The 17,257-nt window shown below is 63.8% G+C and carries 18 protein-coding genes and 1 tRNA gene; 13 read left to right on the top strand and 6 right to left on the bottom strand.

Annotated elements, in window-relative coordinates:
* Positions 1-36: 36 nt before the first annotated feature.
* Positions 37-126, bottom strand: a tRNA-Ser gene (locus tag RFM68_RS26890).
* A 459-nt stretch (positions 127-585) separates the two neighbouring features.
* Between RFM68_RS26890 and RFM68_RS26895 the strand changes: the two genes are divergently transcribed.
* The 4 genes from RFM68_RS26895 to RFM68_RS26910 all read left to right on the top strand — a co-directional run bounded on the left by RFM68_RS26895 (position 586) and on the right by RFM68_RS26910 (position 3,516).
* Entirely contained in the window at positions 586-1,287 is a 702-nt protein-coding gene (locus RFM68_RS26895) for a hypothetical protein (protein ID WP_320236034.1), read from the top strand.
* A gap of 184 nt (positions 1,288-1,471) precedes the next feature.
* A complete protein-coding gene (locus RFM68_RS26900; protein WP_320236035.1) occupies positions 1,472-1,798 on the top strand; it encodes a hypothetical protein in 327 nt (108 codons plus the stop codon).
* Between the two features lie 204 nt (positions 1,799-2,002).
* Positions 2,003-2,992, top strand: coding sequence for a BMP family lipoprotein (locus RFM68_RS26905; protein WP_320236037.1), 990 nt, complete (start codon positions 2,003-2,005; stop codon positions 2,990-2,992).
* A 65-nt stretch (positions 2,993-3,057) separates the two neighbouring features.
* The gene (locus RFM68_RS26910; protein WP_320236038.1) at positions 3,058-3,516 is read left to right on the top strand and encodes a GNAT family N-acetyltransferase; all 459 of its coding nucleotides are present in this window, start codon (positions 3,058-3,060) and stop codon (positions 3,514-3,516) included.
* Here the strand turns inward: RFM68_RS26910 and RFM68_RS26915 are convergent.
* Both RFM68_RS26915 and RFM68_RS26920 read right to left on the bottom strand, forming a co-directional pair.
* A complete protein-coding gene (locus RFM68_RS26915; protein WP_320236039.1) occupies positions 3,511-3,918 on the bottom strand; it encodes a hypothetical protein in 408 nt (135 codons plus the stop codon). The genes RFM68_RS26910 and RFM68_RS26915 overlap by 6 nt on opposite strands.
* A 21-nt stretch (positions 3,919-3,939) precedes the next feature.
* Complete coding sequence (locus tag RFM68_RS26920; protein WP_320236040.1) at positions 3,940-4,149, bottom strand: SlyX family protein; 210 nt, start codon at positions 4,147-4,149, stop codon at positions 3,940-3,942.
* Positions 4,150-4,407: 258 nt separating this feature from the next.
* On the opposite strand from RFM68_RS26920, the gene RFM68_RS26925 reads away from it, so the two are divergent.
* Genes RFM68_RS26925 through deoA form a run of 6 tightly spaced genes read left to right on the top strand, consistent with a single transcriptional unit; the run spans position 4,408 to position 10,618 of the window.
* Positions 4,408-5,940, top strand: coding sequence for an ABC transporter ATP-binding protein (locus RFM68_RS26925; protein ID WP_320236041.1), 1,533 nt, complete (start codon positions 4,408-4,410; stop codon positions 5,938-5,940).
* Entirely contained in the window at positions 5,937-7,076 is a 1,140-nt protein-coding gene (locus RFM68_RS26930; protein ID WP_320236042.1) for an ABC transporter permease, read from the top strand. Before RFM68_RS26925 ends, RFM68_RS26930 begins: the two co-directional genes overlap by 4 nt.
* Position 7,077: 1 nt before the next feature.
* Positions 7,078-8,049, top strand: a complete 972-nt coding sequence (locus RFM68_RS26935; protein WP_320236043.1) for an ABC transporter permease — start codon at positions 7,078-7,080, stop codon at positions 8,047-8,049.
* A 60-nt stretch (positions 8,050-8,109) separates the two neighbouring features.
* Positions 8,110-8,502, top strand: a complete 393-nt coding sequence (gene cdd, locus RFM68_RS26940; protein ID WP_320236118.1) for a cytidine deaminase — start codon at positions 8,110-8,112, stop codon at positions 8,500-8,502.
* Positions 8,499-9,302 carry a purine-nucleoside phosphorylase gene (locus tag RFM68_RS26945; protein WP_320236044.1) on the top strand — a complete coding sequence of 268 codons (804 nt, stop codon included), beginning with the start codon at positions 8,499-8,501 and terminating at the stop codon, positions 9,300-9,302. The genes cdd and RFM68_RS26945 overlap by 4 nt, the downstream gene beginning before the upstream one ends.
* Positions 9,302-10,618, top strand: a complete 1,317-nt coding sequence (gene deoA, locus RFM68_RS26950; protein ID WP_320236045.1) for a thymidine phosphorylase — start codon at positions 9,302-9,304, stop codon at positions 10,616-10,618. The genes RFM68_RS26945 and deoA overlap by 1 nt, the downstream gene beginning before the upstream one ends.
* Positions 10,619-10,624: 6 nt before the next feature.
* Here deoA and RFM68_RS26955 read toward each other — a convergent pair whose 3' ends face one another.
* The 3 genes from RFM68_RS26955 to RFM68_RS26965 all read right to left on the bottom strand — a co-directional run bounded on the left by RFM68_RS26955 (position 10,625) and on the right by RFM68_RS26965 (position 13,142).
* On the bottom strand, positions 10,625-11,182 hold the full coding sequence (locus tag RFM68_RS26955) for a TIGR02281 family clan AA aspartic protease (RefSeq protein ID WP_320236046.1): 558 nt from the start codon (positions 11,180-11,182) through the stop codon (positions 10,625-10,627).
* Positions 11,183-11,377: 195 nt separating this feature from the next.
* Positions 11,378-12,007: a uracil phosphoribosyltransferase gene (gene upp, locus RFM68_RS26960; protein ID WP_320236047.1), complete on the bottom strand. Its 630-nt coding sequence runs from the start codon at positions 12,005-12,007 to the stop codon at positions 11,378-11,380.
* 160 nt (positions 12,008-12,167) lie between these two features.
* Positions 12,168-13,142 carry an adenosine deaminase gene (locus tag RFM68_RS26965; protein WP_320236048.1) on the bottom strand — a complete coding sequence of 325 codons (975 nt, stop codon included), beginning with the start codon at positions 13,140-13,142 and terminating at the stop codon, positions 12,168-12,170.
* A gap of 168 nt (positions 13,143-13,310) precedes the next feature.
* On the opposite strand from RFM68_RS26965, the gene ubiE reads away from it, so the two are divergent.
* From ubiE to coaBC, 3 genes are all read left to right on the top strand, one after another.
* On the top strand, positions 13,311-14,087 hold the full coding sequence (ubiE, locus tag RFM68_RS26970; protein WP_320236049.1) for a bifunctional demethylmenaquinone methyltransferase/2-methoxy-6-polyprenyl-1,4-benzoquinol methylase UbiE: 777 nt from the start codon (positions 13,311-13,313) through the stop codon (positions 14,085-14,087).
* Between the two features lie 43 nt (positions 14,088-14,130).
* Positions 14,131-15,705, top strand: a complete 1,575-nt coding sequence (gene ubiB / locus RFM68_RS26975; RefSeq protein ID WP_320236050.1) for a 2-polyprenylphenol 6-hydroxylase — start codon at positions 14,131-14,133, stop codon at positions 15,703-15,705.
* Between the two features lie 73 nt (positions 15,706-15,778).
* Entirely contained in the window at positions 15,779-17,254 is a 1,476-nt protein-coding gene (gene coaBC, locus RFM68_RS26980; RefSeq protein WP_320236051.1) for a bifunctional phosphopantothenoylcysteine decarboxylase/phosphopantothenate--cysteine ligase CoaBC, read from the top strand.
* Positions 17,255-17,257: the final 3 nt, after the last annotated feature.

Here is a 17,257-nt window from a genome sequence, read left to right on the forward strand (position 1 = left end):
GTGGTTTTTCGGATGTTTATCAGCCCATCAAAAAACTGGCGGAGAGAGCGGGATTCGAACCCGCGTTACGGTCTCCCGTAAACACACTTTCCAGGCGTGCGCCTTCAACCACTCGGCCACCTCTCCGTCCTTGGCATCTCGCGCTGGCCGGTTTCGCCGCGCGGGTTGGGGAGATGCTCCCATGGGAAGTCCTCAACGGATCATCAGGTTGCCTTCAACCGGCGGGCAACCCTTCCCTGCACCGCTAGCCGTCTAGGCAAACAGGCGCGGGGCTCATCTAGTCGATCCGAAAGCGAATGCCAAGCCATATTGGCGTCGCGGCGACTTTGCCGCGGATGGCGCAAAGGCGGGGCCAAGGAGGGACGATGTGTTCGAATGATGTGCACAGGCCGATCATCCCACACCGGCATGCTTGACTTCGGCTCCCGCCGGCTGTCGACTGCCGTAAGTCTCTGTTTTCATGCAATCCCGGTTGGAACGGTTGCGAGCTTTCCCTGGAATTGCCGGTTCAGTTTTCGCAATTCCTAGCGGAAAACCACTAGGCATTTTTCTTGGAATTGCTTGGGCGAGGGGCATCGTCCCGACATGGCATCGATCGACCAGCAACCCGCGGGGCGGCCGGATAGCGGGCTTTCCTTCATACCGGTGGCCTGGCTCGTCATCGTCATGGGACTGTCGGCCCATGGCCTGATCTCGAGCTGGCGGCTGATCGGCGACTTCAGCCTGCCGGATAACGTATTCTTCCTGATCTATGGCGGTCTTACCGGCGGCGTCATCACCATTTTGTGGGGGATGTACCTGCTTGGCCTTGCCTTCAATCGCTCGGCCCGCTTCCGCCGTCACTACACGATCTGGCAAATCGTTGTCATCATCTGGCTCGTCGTGCGCGAGGCCTATGTGTTGCTCGTGCCCGACTTCGTCTTCTCGGCCGAGGCGCTGGGCTTCACCGTCGCCGAGATCGCCATCGGCCTGCTCTGCATCTATCTCCTGCGCCGCGGCGCCGGCGCCGAGACGGTCTACGCCAATCCGGAGACCGAGCGGCCGCCGATCTTCGTCTCGATCCTTGCCGCGCTGCTCGGCGTCATCCTTGGCGGCGCGATCGGCGCCGTCGCCGGGTTTTTCGCCGGCTCGCTGATCGCGGACGCGACCCATATGAGCTGCTTCGAGGGCGCGTGCGGATTTTTCGCGGCTTTTGTCGGCCTGGCAGGCCTGATCGTCGGAGCGATCGCCGGCGGCATTTTCGCCATCTGGCGGGTCAACCGGCGCAGACCGGCGCCGGCCCGTTAATTTCGCGCGCCGCGATTGCGCGGGGATTGCGCAGGCTGCATAGCGCTTCCCTATTTCACGGAACGGCGAACGGCTCTATCTCTTTGTTTTGACGCAATTCCGGACAGAAAACCGCTCACACTTTTCCGGGATTTGCTCTATGTCGATTGCGGAGTAGACGGGAGTTTGCCCGGGGAGAGCGTCGATGTTGCGTTTCATCTTTCGGCTGGCGGCCATGGTTGCGCTGTCGATTTGCGTCATCATGGCGGTTATCGACACGACGCGCTCGGTCGCCGCCTCGTCGCTGGTCATGACGCCGCTCAATGCAAGCTGGCTGGCGGTCTCGCCCGATACCCGCGCGGCCTTCGAGACCTTGGTGCGCGCCAAGGCAAGCCCGCTGGTCTGGGATGGCGTCGTCGCCTGGGTGCTTGCGCAACCCGGTTTCGCGGTGTTCGCGGTGCTTGCCTTCCTGCTCTACGCCATCGGCTACCGGCGCAAGCGCCGCGGCGCGGAATTCGCTCCAAGCCCTTGAAGCCGTCGGAACAAAGACGACCCGGCCAGCCGGCAACCGCTTTTTCCAACAGGTCAAAATTCCACGTGAATTTTGTTTCGGGCCGTGCCAGATTGACCGCGAGCGGGAGGGGAAACACTTCCTGCCTGGCGCCGCAAGCCTGCCGGAGAACCGGGCGGGCGGGCGGCGCACAACGGAAAAAATAACCGACAGGGTGTGGATCACATGAAACGTATCGTTCTCGGCCTTCTGGCCGCAACCGCAATGGTTCTTCCGGCCTTCGCCGCAGATGTGCAGCCGGCCATCCTTTATGATCTGGGCGGCAAGTTCGACAAATCCTTCAACGAGGCTGCCTACAACGGCGCCGAGAAGTTCAAGAAGGAAACCGGCGTCGCCTACGTCGAATTCGAAGTCTCCAACGCCTCGCAGCGCGAACAGGCACTGCGCCGCTTCGCCGAGGACGGCCGCAACCCGATCGTCATGGCCGGCTTTGCCTGGGAGGATGCGCTGAAGAAGGTCGCGGCCGAATATCCCGACCTCAGCTTCGCCATCATCGACGATGCCGTCGACCTGCCCAATGTCCGCTCGCTGGTGTTCAAGGAGAACGAAGGCTCCTACCTCGTCGGCATTCTGGCGGCGATGGCGTCGAAGTCGAAGAAGGTAGGGTTCGTCGGCGGCATGGACATCCCACTGATCCGCAAGTTCGAATGCGGTTATGTCGGCGGCGCCAAGTCGGCCGGCGCGACTGACGTTATCCAGAACATGACCGGCGACACGCCGGCTGCCTGGAACGACCCGGCCAAGGGCGGCGAGATCGCCAAGACGCAAATCGACCAGGGCGCCGACGTGGTCTACGCGGCGGCCGGCGGCACCGGCGTCGGCGTGCTGCAGGCTGCGGCGGATTCCGGCAAGCTCGCCATCGGCGTCGATTCCAACCAGAATGGCCTGCAGCCGGGCAAGGTGCTGACCTCGATGATGAAGCGCGTCGACGTTGCCGTGTACAACACCTTCATGGACGGCAAGAACGGCACCTTCAAGGGCGGCCTCGAAAATCTCGGCCTCAAGGAAGGCGGCGTCGACTACGCCATGGACGACAACAACAAGTCGCTGGTGACCGACGATATGAAGGCGGCGGTCGAAAAGGCCAAGGCCGACATCATCTCCGGCAAGGTCCAGGTGCACGACTACACCACCGACAACGCCTGCCCGTATTGATCGCGAGCTGAAGCAAGGTTTGAACCCGCCGGGCCAACGCCCGGCGGTTTCGTTTTGGAGACGGGATGATGCGGCCGACAATCGAAGCCATGGCCGAAGGCGACGTCGAGGCGATCGCGCGGCTTCGGCTAAAGGCCTTCTTCGAAGGCACCGGCCGGACACTCGATGAAGACATGGCTGGGCTACGCGGACTGATTGCCGGCGACGGCTTCGAGGCGGCCTTCGTTGCCCGAGACCAGGGCCAGCCTATCGGGAGCTGCCTGTTGGTCCGCAATGAAATCAGTTCGCCGCACGATCTCACGCCATGGCTGGCCGGGCTGATCGTCGAGGAAGAACATCGTGGCGGCGGTGTCGGTACAGCACTGGTCAGAACCGTCGAGGCCCATGCCGCGTCGGCCGCTGCCGGCACGCTCTACCTCTATACCTGGCAGGCGCGCGGCTTTTACGAAGCGCTCGGGTGGTCGGCGCTCGAGACCTTTGAACAGGACGGTGCGCCGATGCTCCTGATGTCGAGAAAACTATAGCGTGCCGGCAAGATAGCCGAGCGCGAAGGCGGCGATCAGGGCAAGCACAATGACGAAGCCAAGCCTGCCGCCAAGTGAATGCAGGCCGACGCCGTAGGGCTTGCGCTCGAGCCGGTGGATCATCGGCGGCGGCGGTTCGGTCTCATGGGCGGCAATGCCGACAAGACGCGTCCGCATCTGCGGCAATTCGGCAAGGCGTTGCGTGACCAGTTCCCAGTGATTGTCGCGCCCTTCGGGTGCTGCGGGATCGAGGGCGCGCAGGCGCTCGGCGAGCCGCAGAACCGTGTCGCGAAAGGCGGGGTCGATCTCGAGGTCGCGCTCGGCGCGGGCGCGATCCCTGTCGTTCATCAGGCCAAAGACATAGTCGCCGGCCCGGGCGACACGGTCGCTTTCACTGGACATGGCCGTCTTCTCCCATGCTCCTCACCAGTGCGGCGGCTTGGTCACCGGCACGTCGGAGGCGGCCTGCTCCTCCAATTCCAGGAACCGGTCGGTCAGAGCGGCGAGCTTGCGCTCCATGCGCTCGATCACCTTCCACTGTTCGGCGATCTGGCCGGACAGCTCCTCTATGGTCTTTTCCTGCTCGGCGGCGCGGATTTCCAGCGTCGTTAGTCGATCGTCAGGCATGGTCATGCAAAAACCGACCCTTGCGAATGTGAAGCTTCCACCCAAGCAGATATTCGTGGGGTGCCCACGAATATCTGCTTATGCTCTGTTGGTTCTCGCAGGTTTCGATCGCAAAACCGTGGGACACTTTTGCGGAACCTGCTCAGGTTCGAAATTGACAAGGGCGCGGGGATTTGTCGAGAGTGAACGGCCGATTGGCATAAGCGGGGCATCATGCTAGGCATTTTGACCAAGCGATAAAAAATAACAGTGGGAACAGGCTGCATGGCGCAAGCCGCAATCGAGCTCATAGGTATCAACAAGAGCTTTGGCGCCGTGCGCGCCAACCGCGACATCAACCTGCAAGTTGCGAGCGGCACCATCCATGGCATTGTCGGCGAGAACGGCGCGGGCAAATCGACGCTGATGTCGATCCTCTACGGCTTCTACCAGGCCGACAGCGGCGAAATCCGTGTCGGCGGCAAGCCGGTGTCGATCCACACCTCCAACGATGCCATCGCGCTCGGCATCGGCATGGTGCACCAGCATTTCATGCTGGTCGACAATTTCACGGTGTTGGAAAATATCATCCTCGGCGCTGAAAATGACCCGCTCCTGAAGAGCAGCATCGCCAAAGCGCGCTCGGAGCTCGACCGGCTGGAGCGCGAATACGGCCTCGAGGTCGATCCCGACGCTGTCATCGAAGAACTGCCGGTCGGCCTGCAGCAGCGCGTCGAAATCCTCAAGGCGCTCTATCGCGGCGCCGAGATCCTGATCCTCGACGAGCCGACGGGTGTGCTGACGCCGGCCGAGGCCGATCACCTTTTCCGCATCCTCAAGCAATTGAAGGAACAGGGAAAAACGATTGTCCTGATCACGCACAAGCTGCGCGAGATCATGGCGATCACCGACACGGTTTCGGTGATGCGCCAGGGCACGATGGTGGCCACCAGGGTGACAAAGGAAACCACGGTCGGCGAATTGGCCGAACTGATGGTCGGCCGGCGGGTGCTGCTCAGGGTCGAGAAGGGCCAGTCGGAAGCCGGCGCGATAAAACTCTCGGTCAAGAATCTGACGGTCAAGGATTCCCGCGGCGTCACCATGGTCGACAACGTCTCCTTCGACGTGCGCGGCGGCGAGATCGTCGGTATCGCCGGTGTGGCCGGCAACGGCCAGTCCGAGCTGCTGGAGGCGATCTCCGGCATCAGGCATGCGGTTTCCGGCGAGGTGATGCTCGAAGGCAAGCCGATCGATCTCACCGGCAAGGCCGATCCCGGCGAATTGCGCGACCGAGGATTGGCTCACGTGCCCGAGGACCGCCACCATGTCGGACTGGTGCTTGCCTTCGAGGAGAACGAGAATTCGATCCTCGGCTATCACGACGACGAGCGCTACCTGAAGGGACCGTTCCTCAATGTCGATGCCATCATGGCCGACGCCAAGGACAAGATCGAGAAATACGACATCCGTCCCGGCAATCCGCGCCTCAAGACCGCCAATTTCTCCGGCGGCAACCAGCAGAAGATCGTGCTGGCGCGTGAAATGGAACAAGACCCCGGTGTGCTGATCGTCGGCCAGCCGACGCGCGGCGTCGATGTCGGCGCCATCGAATTCATCCACAAGCGTCTGATCGCCATGCGCGACCAGGGCAAGGCCGTGCTGGTGGTATCGGTCGAGCTCGACGAGATCCGCTCGTTGTCCGACCGCATCCTGGTGATGTTTGCCGGCCGTGTCGTCGGCGAGCGCGGCCCGGACGCGACCGAGGGCGAACTCGGCCTCCTGATGGCCGGCGTCGAGCACCAGGAGGCCGCCGAATGAGCACGCCTTATGCCAAGCTGCCGGCTTGGGCCGACTATGGGTTGATTCCGCTGATCAACCTGTCGGTCGCCTTCATCGTCGCCGGCTTCGTCGTCATGCTGGTCGGGGAAAACCCGTTCCGCGCCGCCGTCATCCTGGTCGAAGGCGCCTTCGGCAAGGGCACGGGCATCGCGTTCACCCTGTTCTATGCCACGACCTTCATCTTCACCGGCCTGTCGGTGGCGGTGGCGGCACATTGCAGCCTGTTCAACATCGGCACCGAGGGCCAGGCCTATATAGGCGGCCTCGGCATCGCGCTCGTTTGCCTGAGCTTCGACAGCGTGCTGCCCTGGTGGGTGATCTTCCCAATCGCAATCGTGGCCGCGGCGGCGTTCGGCGCGCTTTGGGGCCTGATCCCGGCCTATCTGCAGGCCAAGCGCGGCTCGCACATCGTCATCACCACCATCATGTTCAACTTCATCGCCGCCTCGGTGATGGTCTATCTGCTGGTCGGTCTGCTGAAGCCGGCCGGCTCGCAGGCGCCGCAGACGCGCAATTTCCTCGCCGGCGCGGAACTGCCGAAGCTCAACTGGGTCATCGAATTGTTCGGCGCAAAAATCCGCTCGGCGCCGCTCAACATCTGCTTCCTGCTCGCGCTGGTCATGGCCTTCCTGGTCTGGCTTTTGATCTGGCGCACCAGGCTCGGCTATGAAATGCGCACCTATGGCCACAGCCCGAAGGCGGCGCGCTATGCCGGCATTTCGGAAACCCGCATCATCATCACCGCGATGATGATTTCGGGGGCGCTGGCCGGCATGATGGCGCTCAACCCGGTGATGGGCGACCAGCACAATGTGGCGATCGATTTCGTCTCCGGCGCCGGTTATGTCGGCATCGCGGTTGCGCTGATGGGCCGGCTGCATCCGGTCGGCATCGTGCTGGCGGCGATCCTGTTCGGCATGCTTTATCAGGGCGGCGCCGAACTTGCCTTCGAGATGCCGGCAATCAGCCGCGACATGATCGTCATCATCCAGGGCCTAGTCATCCTCTTCGCCGGCGCGCTGGAGCATATGTTCAGGCCTTACATCCAGACGCTTTTCGCGTCTTTCAGCCCGAAGTCGGTCGGCATGCAGGCGGTCAAGGGGACAGGGGCCTGAGATGGACACATTCAACGCAATCATCCAGGTGTTGGATTCGACCATCCGCCTTTCGGTGCCGCTGCTGCTCGCCTGCCTGGCGGGCCTTTACTCGGAACGGGCCGGCATCTTCGATATTGGATTGGAAGGCAAGATGCTGGTCGGCGCCTTTGCCGGAGCTTCGGCCGCCGCCGTCTTCCATTCGGCGCTGATCGGCCTCGGCACGGCGGTCCTGATTTCGGTCGCGTTCGCCCTGGTGCACGGCTTCGCCTCGATCACCCATCGCGGCAACCAGATCGTCTCCGGCGTGGCGATCAATTTCATCGCGGCCGGATCAACCATCATCCTCGGCCAGGCCTGGTTCAGCCAAGGCGGCCGCACGCCGGCGCTGCAGCCGGGCGAGCGATTCGAGGCGATCACCTGGCCCGGTGCCGGTGCGATGAGGGATGTGCCGATCATCGGCCCGATCTATGCCGAGTTGATTTCCGGCCACTCGATCCTGGTCTATTTCGCCTTTGCGATGGTGCCGTTCACCTGGTGGGTGCTGTTTCGCACCCGCTTCGGGCTCAGGTTGCGCGCGGTCGGCGAAAATCCGGCCGCCGTCGACACCGCCGGTATCTCGGTCGCCTGGCTGCGCTACCGTGCGCTGATCTGCACCGGCATCCTCACCGGCGTTGCCGGCGCGTACCTGTCCATGGTGCAAAATGGCGGCTTCGTGAAGGATATGACCGCGGGCAAGGGCTATATCGCGCTTGCCGCGCTCATCTTCGCCAAATGGAAGCCGGTCAACGCCATGTTCGCCTGCCTGCTGTTCGGTTTTCTCGACGCCGCCGCGATCCGCCTGCAAGGATCGCCGCTGCCGATCATCGGCAAGGTCCCGGTGCAATTCATGCAGGCGCTGCCCTATGTGCTGACCGTCATCCTGCTGGCGGGCTTCATCGGCAAGGCCATTCCGCCGCGCGCGGGCGGTGTGCCCTACGTGAAGGAACGCTGAGGCGGTATTCTGTCCGGCAGCGACCAGCATTTGAACAAGATCGTGGGAGAGAAGAACCGGATGTCGCATGATCTGTTCGAGGCGGCGAAGACGGCGATGGCCAAGGCCTATGCGCCGTATTCGAAGTTCCCGGTGGGCGCAGCATTGCGCACCGAGGACGGGCGCGTCTTCACCGGAGCCAACATCGAGGTAGCGTCCTACCCCGAGGGCTGGTGCGCCGAAACGACAGCGCTCGGCCACTACATCATGGGCGGCGGCGGCAGGATCGTGGAGATCGCGGTGGTTGCCGAACGGATGGCCAAATGCCCGCCTTGCGGCGGCTGCCGGCAGCGGCTGGCGGAATTCTGCCGGCCGGAGACCAAACTCTATCTCTGCGACAACACCGGCGTGGCCGAGACGGTGACCATGGGCGACATGCTGCCTTACGGCTTCAGAGGCGATATCTTGAAATGAAGGAAGCGCTGGATCATCTGGTCGAGAAGCTGGACGGGCTGGCGCCGACGGCGGCGCTCGTGCTGGGCTCGGGCCTCGGCGGGCTGGTCGACCAGGTCAAGGATGCCCGTCGAATTTCCTATGCCGAGCTGCCCGGTTTTCCGCGAAGCGGCGTCAGTGGTCATGCCGGCGAGGTGGTTGCCGGGCATTTTGCCGGCACGCCGGTGCTGATGCTGTCCGGCCGCGCGCATTATTACGAGCATGGCAATGCCGCGGCGATGCGTCCGGCGCTGGAAGTGCTTGCCGGCATCGGCATTTCGCACCTGATCCTCACCAATGCCGCCGGCTCGGTCGATCCGCAAATGGGACCGGGCTCTGTGATGCTGATCACCGACCACATCAATTTCTCCGGCTCCAATCCGTTGATCGGCGAGCCGAGCGACCGCCGCTTCGTCGGCCTTACCGAGGCCTATGATGCCGGCCTGCGCGGCGCGATCGAAAAGGCGGCGAAGGCGACCGGCACGGCACTGCATCGGGGCGTCTATATGTGGTTTTCGGGACCCTGCTTCGAGACACCCGCCGAGATCCGCATGGCGCGCGTCATGGGGGCAACGGCGGTCGGCATGTCGACCGTGCCGGAGGTCATCCTCGCGCGCTTCCTCGGGCTCAAGGTCGCCGCCTGCTCGGTCATCACCAACCTGGCAGCCGGCCTGACCGGAGCGGAACTCTCGCATCAGGAAACCAAGGACATGGCGCCGGTCGGCGGCGCGCGGCTGGCAACGATCCTGCGGCGCGTCTTCCAGGACGGCTTGCCCGACTGATGCTCCCGCAAGAAATCATCCGCCGCAAGCGCGACGGCCACAAGCTCTCAACCGACGAGATCGCGGCTTTCGTCAAAGGCCTGACGGCGGGCACCATCTCCGAAGGCCAGATCGGCGCCTTCGCCATGGCCGTTTTCCTTAATGGGATGAACCGCGAGGAAGCCGTGGCGCTGACGATCGCCATGCGCGATTCCGGCGATGTGCTCGACTGGTCGGACCTGCCGGGGCCGGTCACCGACAAGCATTCGACCGGCGGTGTCGGCGACAATGTCTCGTTGATGCTGGCGCCGATCGTCGCCGCCTGCGGCGCCTATGTGCCGATGATCTCGGGCCGCGGCCTCGGCCACACCGGCGGCACGCTGGACAAGATGGACGCTATCGCCGGCTATGTGAGCCAGCCGGACGTGGCGCTTTTCCGCAAGACGGTGCTCGAGACCGGCTGCGCCATCATCGGCCAGACCGCCGATCTCGCGCCGGCCGACCGCAGGCTCTACGCGATCCGCGACGTGACGGGTACGGTCGAATCGATACCGCTGATCACCGCTTCGATCCTGTCGAAGAAACTGGCCGCCGGGCTCGGCTCGCTGGTGCTCGACGTCAAGGTCGGCAATGGCGCCTTCATGGAAAAGTCGCGCGATGCCGTTGCCCTGGCCAACAGCCTGGTCGAGGTTGCCAATGGCGCCGGCTTGAACGCTTCCGCGCTGGTGACCGGGATGAACGAGCCGCTGGCGTCGGCCGCCGGCAATGCGGTCGAGGTGAAGAATGCCGTCGATTTCCTCACCGGCCGCTATCGCGACCGGCGGCTGGAGGATGTGACGCTGGCGCTGGCCGCCGAGATGCTGCAGTCGTCGGAGCTAGTCTCGTCCAACCAGGACGGTATCAGGCGCGCCACCGAAGCGCTTGCCGGCGGCCGTGCGGCGGCCATCTTCGCGCGGATGGTGTCCGGGCTTGGCGGTCCCGGCGATTTCATCGAGAACCCGGAAAAATATTTGCCGACGGCGCCGGTCGAACTGGCCGTGAAAGCGGAACAGGATGGGTTTGTGACCGGGATCGCCACGCGCGATATCGGGCTTGCCGTCATATCGCTCGGTGGCGGGCGTTCCCGTCCGGACGACAAAATCGATCATGCCGTCGGTTTGACCAGACTGTTGCCTGTCGGCGCCGAGGTGCGCTCAGGCGAGGCCCTGGCGCTGGTGCATGCCCGCACCGACGCGGAGGCCGAGGCGACTGCAGCCGCCGTCCGTGCTGCTTATGCGGTCGGAGTTTCCAAGCCGCCCGCCGAGAAAACCGTGCTCAGGCGGATATTGGCTCGCTGATCGGACTTACTGAGCGAGCAGCATCGAGCCGTCCTGGACCTGGTATTTCTGCAGCCGCTGCAGGAAGCTCATGCCGATCAGGTTGACCTGCAGCGCGTTGTCGTCGAGCACCATGGCCTGCACGTTGTCGATCGAGATCTTGCCGATCTGTAGGCGGGCGAGCGTCACCACGGCGGCCTTGATCGCCCCGTTGGCGGTGTTCACCTGACGATTGAAATCGGACGGATTGAGCGAGATGCCGATCCTGCGCGCGGTCGACACGTTGATGGCGACCAGCGTCGCGCCGGTGTCGATCATGCCGTCGATCTGGCGGCCGTTGAGCTTGAACTGCGATGTGAAGTGGCCGCGCCCGTCGGCATTGACCAGCACCTGGCGGCCGAGCGGCATCGGCGTCGCCGGCTTGTCCGGGACCGAAGCGAGATTGACCTGCGGCGGCGCTGCCCGCCGCGAGGCGGCGGTCGATTGCAACAGGCCGTCCACCAGATGCGGATTCGCCTGATAGACGATCGGAATCGAGGCCGAGGTTCCGGCAAAGATGCCAAGGATGAGAAGCCTGCGCAGCATGGATGCCCCCTAGAGCGTTTCACAGAAACGGTGAAACGCTCTATCTCTTTTTTACGCAATTCCGGACGGAAAACCGCTACGCACTTTTCCTGGAATTGCTCAAGCGAAGTTGCATCCTAAAGCCGACATGGTGTTTGCGGCTTTAACGCGTGACGGAACCGCTTGTCTGCGTAAACGGGCGGTAAAGAAGGGCGCTCACTTTGTCCCGTACATGCGGTCGCCGGCATCGCCGAGTCCGGGCATGATATAGCCCTTGTCGTTCAGCTGGCGGTCGATCGAGGCGGTGAAGATCGGCACATCCGGATGCGCCTTGGTGAAGCGCTCGACGCCCTCGGGGGCGGCAAGCAGGCAGAGGAAGCGGATGTTGGTGGCGCCGCGGCCCTTCAGCTTGTCGATCGCGGCGATCGCCGAATTGGCGGTCGCCAGCATCGGATCGACGACGATCACCAGACGGTCGGCAAGATCGCTCGGCGCCTTGAAGAAATACTCGACGGCTTCCAAAGTCTCGTGGTCGCGGTAGAGGCCGATATGCGCGACGCGTGCCGCCGGCACCAGGTCGAGCAGGCCTTCGAGCAAGCCGTTGCCGGCGCGCAGCACCGAAGCGAAGACCAGCTTCTTGCCTTCAAGCGTCGGTGCCTCCATCTCCTCGATCGGCGTCTCGATCATGGTCGTGGTCAGTTCGAGGTTGCGGGTCACCTCATAGCCAAGCAGGAGTGAAATCTCGCGCAGCAGCCGCCGGAAGCCGGCAGTCGAGGTCTCCTTCTTGCGCATGATGGTCAGCTTGTGCTGGACAAGGGGATGGTCGACGACGGTGACGCCCTGCATGATGTGCTCCGACTGGTTCGCAGTGGGTAGTGAATAGTCAGTAGTGAGTAGTGAATAGTGAGCCGATTTGCGAGTCCTCGCCCCGGGAAAGCGCCGGCCTTCAACCGCTCGATGCACGCCCGGCTAAGTCAGCCCCTACTGACTACTCCCCACTGACTACTCACCGCACCTTCGCATCCAGCCGGCTCAGCAACGCTCCCTTGGTCCTCTTGTCGACGAAGGCGGCCTCGATGGCCGTTCTGGTGATCCCGGCCAGCGCCTTGTCGTTCATGGCGAAATGCTCGGCGGCGATATCGTATTCGCGCTTCAGCGAGGTCCAGAAATAGGGCGGGTCGTCGGAGTTGAGCGTCACCTTGCAACCGGCGGCGCGCAGCGCAGGAAAGGGATGGTCGGCGAAGCTGTCGAACACTTTCAGCGCAATGTTGGAAGCCGGGCAGCATTCCAGCACCACGCCTTCAGCGGCGATGCGGCGGACGAGGTCCGAATTCTCGATGGCGCGAACGCCATGGCCGATGCGGGAAGGGCGGATGTGGTCGAGGGCCGCCTTGACACTTTCCCAGCCCATCAATTCGCCGGCATGGATGGTGATGCCGAGGCCCGCCTCGCGCGCGATCTCGAAGGCGCGCACATAATCCTCGAAGTCGCCGATGCGCTCGTCGCCGGCGACGCCGAAACCGGTCACCAGCGGATGGCCGCAGCGCGCCGCGAAGCGCGCCGCCTGCTCGATCGCCTCGACCCCGATATGGCGCACGCCGGTGACGATCATGCGGCCCTCGATGCCGGTCTTGGCCTTGGCGCGGGCCATGCCTTCGCCCAGCGCATCCGTATAGGCCTTTGGCGAGAGCCCGGCCATTTTCGCATGGTCCGGCGAGGTGAAAACCTCGGAATAGATGGCGCCGTCGCGGGCGAGGCTGGTCAGATAATAGTCGGCGAGGCGCGCATAGTCCTCTTCCGTGCGGAAAAGGTCGGAGGCGAAATCGTAGGCGGCGAGAAACGAGGTGAAATCGTGCCAGACGAAGGAACCGTTCTGAATATAGGGCGACGGGTCCTTGCCGTATTTGCGCGCCTGGCTGACGACAAGCTCGGGCGCCGCCGCCCCTTCGATGTGGCAGTGCAATTCGGCCTTCAAAATCATGCGGTCATCCCGTCCGGTATGCTGCTCTCGCGCAGATTCTGGCCGGAAAATCATGCGAAACCTTTCCCGACCGGGTTTTGAAAGCGCGGCCGAAAACCGCGCCTTGGACAATAGCGTCGGCACCATCGATCGGCTATGGTCCCGCCGGTTTTATGACGGATCAAAATAATGTCAGTTGAGAGAACCACGGCCGCGGGCGGCATGGAAACCTCCTATGGTTTCAGGAAGGTTGGGGAAAGCGAGAAGCAGCCCCTCGTCAACGACGTCTTCCATAAGGTGGCCAATCGATACGACCTCATGAACGATCTGATGTCGGCGGGGTTGCATCGATTGTGGAAGGACGCGATGGTCGCCTGGCTCAATCCCCCCAAAAAGGTGGGCTGGAAGGTGCTCGACGTCGCCGGCGGCACCGGCGATATCGCCTTCCGAATCGTCGAGGCCAGCCAGCGCCAGGCCCATGCCACGGTGCTCGACATCAACGGCTCGATGCTGGCCGTCGGCCGCGACCGCGCCGAGAAGCAAGGCCTTGCGGCAAACACCGACTTCGTCGAGGCCAATGCCGAGGCGCTGCCGTTCGAGGACGATACTTTCGATGCCTATACGATCGCGTTCGGCATCCGCAACGTGCCGCGCATCGAGGTCGCTCTCGATGAAGCCTATCGCGTGCTGAGGCGCGGCGGACGGTTCCTGTGCCTGGAATTCTCCGAGGTCGAGATGCCGCTGCTCGACAAGGCCTATGAGGCCTGGTCGTTCAACGCGATCCCCAGGATCGGCAAGGCGGTCACCGGCGATGGCGAGCCCTACTCTTATCTCGTCGAATCCATCCGCAAGTTTCCCAACCAGCAGAATTTCGCGGCAATGATCACCCGCGCCGGCTTCGACCGCGTCACTTTCCGCAACTATTCGGCCGGCATTGCCGCCCTTCATTCCGGCTGGAAGCTTTGAGGCAGGACCCTTTGAAGCAGGCCCCTTTGAATCCGGCTGGGCAATGAGCAGCGTCGGCGCCGCCTTCAGGCTCGCCAGGGCCGGCTGGGTGCTGGTTCGCGAAGGCGTCGTCGCGGCATTGCCTGGCGAAGAGCTCTCCGGCATGCCGAAATTCGGCTGGCGCGTGGCGCGGCTTTTTACCCGCCGCCGGGCGCTGAGTTATCAGCGTGGCGACAGACTGGCGCGGGCGGTGGTGCGGCTCGGACCCTCCTACGTCAAGCTCGGCCAGTTCCTGGCGACGCGGCCCGACGTCGTCGGCAACGACATGGCGCTTGACCTCGCGCTCTTGCAGGACAAGATGCATACCTTCCCGAACGCGGAGGCGGTTCACGCGATCGAAGCCTCGCTCGGGCGCGCAATAGACGATCTCTATGCCAACTTTGGGGATCCGGTTGCCGCCGCCTCGATCGCGCAGGTGCATGGCGCCGACGTGGCTCGTGAGGGAACGACGTCACGCGTCGCGGTGAAGGTGATCCGGCCCGGCGTGCGTCACCGCTTCTTCCAGGATCTCGAAAGCTACTTCCTCGCCGCCCACCTGCAGGAGAAATACATCCCCTCGTCGCGGCGGCTGCGTCCGGTCGAGGTGACCCAAACGCTGGCCCAGACCACCAAGGTCGAGATGGATCTGAGGCTCGAGGCGGCGGCGCTTTCGGAGCTCGGTGAGAACACCAAGGACGATCCGGGCTTCCGCGTGCCGGCGGTCGACTGGGAACGGACCGGCCGCGACGTGCTCACCATGGAGTGGATCGACGGCATCAAGATGAGCGATCTGGCCGGCCTTGCCGCCGCCGGTTACGACCTCAAGGCGATCGCCGCCAATCTTATCCAGTCGTTCCTCAGGCACACGCTGCGCGACGGCTTCTTCCACGCCGACATGCATCCGGGCAACCTGTTCGTCGAGGCGAACGGCACCATCGTCGCGGTCGATCTCGGCATTGCCGGGCGGCTCGGCAAGAAGGAGCGGCGCTTCCTTGCCGAGATCCTCTACGGCTTCATCGTGCGCGACTATCATCGCGTCGCCGAGGTGCATTTCGAGGCCGGCTACGTGCCGCGCCAGCACAATGTCTCGGCCTTCGCGCAGGCGATCCGCGCTATCGGCGAGCCGATCCACGGCCAGTCGGCCGAGACCATCTCGATGGCCAAGCTTCTGACGCTTCTGTTCGAGGTCACCGAGCTCTTCGACATGGCGGCGCGGCCGGAACTGATCCTGCTGCAGAAGACGATGGTCGTGGTCGAGGGCGTGGCGCGCACGCTCGATCCTGCCTTCAACATGTGGAAGACGGCGGAACCGGTGGTCGGCGACTGGATCGCCGGCAATCTCGGTCCGCGCGGGTGGCTCACCGACGCGCGCGACGGCACCAAGGCGTTGCTGGCGCTCGCGCGCCAGGCGCCGGATCTCGCCGCCCGCACCGACCGGCTGTCGCGCGAGATCGACCTGATGGCCGAGAACGGCCTGCGCTTCGACGAGGCGACCGCACGCGCCATCGGCAAAGCCGAAGCGCGCCACACCCGCTCCGGCCGCGTGGCGCTGTGGGTGATCGCGCTGACCTTGATCTACATCGCGTGGAAATTGCTCTGATTGCAGTCCGGCTTGCCGCAATTTGATTGCATTGATATCATTGCAATCGCTATCTGAAAGCGAGCGCAATCACATGGCCAGCATCACGATCCGGAATCTCGACGACGAGGTCAAAGACCTGCTGCGACAACTTGCGGCCGAAAATGGCTGCTCGATGGAGGAGCAGGCGCGGGCGATGATCCGGGCCGCGGTCGAAGGCCGGACAGGGCAGGCCGACCGCATCGGCCGGATCGAGCAGGCGCTGCGTGCGCTGACCGGTTCCAAAGAGCAGGTGACGCCGGTTGTCGCCGCTACCGGCAAGCCGGTTCCGCGAGGCTCTCTTTCCGGCAAACGCATCCTGCTCATCATCGGCGGCGGCATCGCCGCCTACAAGGCGCTCGACCTGATCCGGCGGCTGCGCGAGCGCGGCGCGTCGGTGCGGGTGGTGATGACGTCGGCTGCGCAGGAATTCGTCACCACGCTGTCGGTTGGCGCGCTTTCGGCGGATCATGTCTTCACCGAATTGTTCGACCGCAAGGACGAGCACGATGTCGGCCATATCCGTCTGTCGCGCGAGGCCGACCTGCTGGTCGTCGCGCCGGCGACCGCCGACCTGATGGCGAAGCTTGCCAACGGCCATGCCAACGACCTTGCCTCGACCGTGCTTCTGGCCACCGACAAGAAGGTGCTGATGGCGCCGGCGATGAACCCGAAGATGTGGTCGCATCCGGCGACGCGGCGCAATCGGGCGACGCTGCAGAAGGACGGCATCGCCTTTGTCGGTCCCGCGAGAGGCGAGATGGCCGAAAGCCATGAAGCGGGCGAGGGCCGCATGGCCGAGCCGCTGGAGATCGTCGCCGCAGTCGAGGCGATGCTCGACGAGAAGCCGAGGCCGCTTGCCGGCCGCAGGATCATCGTTACCTCGGGGCCAACGCATGAGCCGATCGATCCGGTGCGCTACATCGCCAACCGCTCATCCGGCAAGCAGGGCCATGCGATTGCGGCCGCACTTGCGAAGCTCGGCGCCGATGTGCGGCTCGTCTCCGGTCCGGTCACCATCGCCGATCCGGATGGTGTTGCGACCATTCACGTCGAAACGGCCGCCCAGATGAAGCAAGCGGTCGAGAGGCTGCTGCCGGCGGATGCCGCCGTGTTCGTCGCCGCGGTCGCCGACTGGCGCACGGCGAATGCCGCCGGCGAGAAGATCAAGAAGGTTGCGGGCAAGGGACTGCCTTCGCTGCGGATGGTCGAGAACCCGGACATCCTTGCCGGCATCGGCCATCATGCCCAGCGACCCGGCCTCGTCGTCGGCTTCGCCGCCGAGACACAGGACCTCATCGCCAATGCCAAGGCCAAGCTCAGGAAAAAGGGCGCCGACTTCATCGTTGCCAATGACGTTTCGCACGAAAGCGGCGTCGGTCCGGCCGGTGTGATGGGCGGCGACCGCAACAAGGTGCGCATCGTCTCCAGGACGGGTGTCGAGGAATGGCCGGAAATGGGCAAGGACAAGGTGGCGGCGCGGCTCGCCGCGCTGATTGCCGAGCGCCTGGAGCAGACCCTTGTGGTCTGAGCT

Origin of the sequence: Mesorhizobium montanum (assembly GCF_033977145.1) — a bacterium.
In the GTDB taxonomy this organism is placed as follows: Bacteria; Pseudomonadota; Alphaproteobacteria; order Rhizobiales; family Rhizobiaceae; genus Mesorhizobium; species Mesorhizobium montanum.

What these genes read in the sequence shown, in the direction of transcription:
- RFM68_RS26895 (WP_320236034.1), top strand. Translation starts at nt 586, where the DNA reads ATGGCATCGATCGACCAGCAACCCGCGGGGCGGCCGGATAGCGGGCTT.
- RFM68_RS26900 (WP_320236035.1), top strand. Translation starts at nt 1,472, where the DNA reads ATGTTGCGTTTCATCTTTCGGCTGGCGGCCATGGTTGCGCTGTCGATT.
- RFM68_RS26905 (WP_320236037.1), top strand. Translation starts at nt 2,003, where the DNA reads ATGAAACGTATCGTTCTCGGCCTTCTGGCCGCAACCGCAATGGTTCTT.
- RFM68_RS26910 (WP_320236038.1), top strand. Translation starts at nt 3,058, where the DNA reads ATGATGCGGCCGACAATCGAAGCCATGGCCGAAGGCGACGTCGAGGCG.
- RFM68_RS26915 (WP_320236039.1), bottom strand. Translation starts at nt 3,918, where the DNA reads ATGTCCAGTGAAAGCGACCGTGTCGCCCGGGCCGGCGACTATGTCTTT.
- RFM68_RS26920 (WP_320236040.1), bottom strand. Translation starts at nt 4,149, where the DNA reads ATGACCATGCCTGACGATCGACTAACGACGCTGGAAATCCGCGCCGCC.
- RFM68_RS26925 (WP_320236041.1), top strand. Translation starts at nt 4,408, where the DNA reads ATGGCGCAAGCCGCAATCGAGCTCATAGGTATCAACAAGAGCTTTGGC.
- RFM68_RS26930 (WP_320236042.1), top strand. Translation starts at nt 5,937, where the DNA reads ATGAGCACGCCTTATGCCAAGCTGCCGGCTTGGGCCGACTATGGGTTG.
- RFM68_RS26935 (WP_320236043.1), top strand. Translation starts at nt 7,078, where the DNA reads ATGGACACATTCAACGCAATCATCCAGGTGTTGGATTCGACCATCCGC.
- cdd (WP_320236118.1), top strand. Translation starts at nt 8,110, where the DNA reads ATGTCGCATGATCTGTTCGAGGCGGCGAAGACGGCGATGGCCAAGGCC.
- RFM68_RS26945 (WP_320236044.1), top strand. Translation starts at nt 8,499, where the DNA reads ATGAAGGAAGCGCTGGATCATCTGGTCGAGAAGCTGGACGGGCTGGCG.
- deoA (WP_320236045.1), top strand. Translation starts at nt 9,302, where the DNA reads ATGCTCCCGCAAGAAATCATCCGCCGCAAGCGCGACGGCCACAAGCTC.
- RFM68_RS26955 (WP_320236046.1), bottom strand. Translation starts at nt 11,182, where the DNA reads ATGCTGCGCAGGCTTCTCATCCTTGGCATCTTTGCCGGAACCTCGGCC.
- upp (WP_320236047.1), bottom strand. Translation starts at nt 12,007, where the DNA reads ATGCAGGGCGTCACCGTCGTCGACCATCCCCTTGTCCAGCACAAGCTG.
- RFM68_RS26965 (WP_320236048.1), bottom strand. Translation starts at nt 13,142, where the DNA reads ATGATTTTGAAGGCCGAATTGCACTGCCACATCGAAGGGGCGGCGGCG.
- ubiE (WP_320236049.1), top strand. Translation starts at nt 13,311, where the DNA reads ATGTCAGTTGAGAGAACCACGGCCGCGGGCGGCATGGAAACCTCCTAT.
- ubiB (WP_320236050.1), top strand. Translation starts at nt 14,131, where the DNA reads ATGAGCAGCGTCGGCGCCGCCTTCAGGCTCGCCAGGGCCGGCTGGGTG.
- coaBC (WP_320236051.1), top strand. Translation starts at nt 15,779, where the DNA reads ATGGCCAGCATCACGATCCGGAATCTCGACGACGAGGTCAAAGACCTG.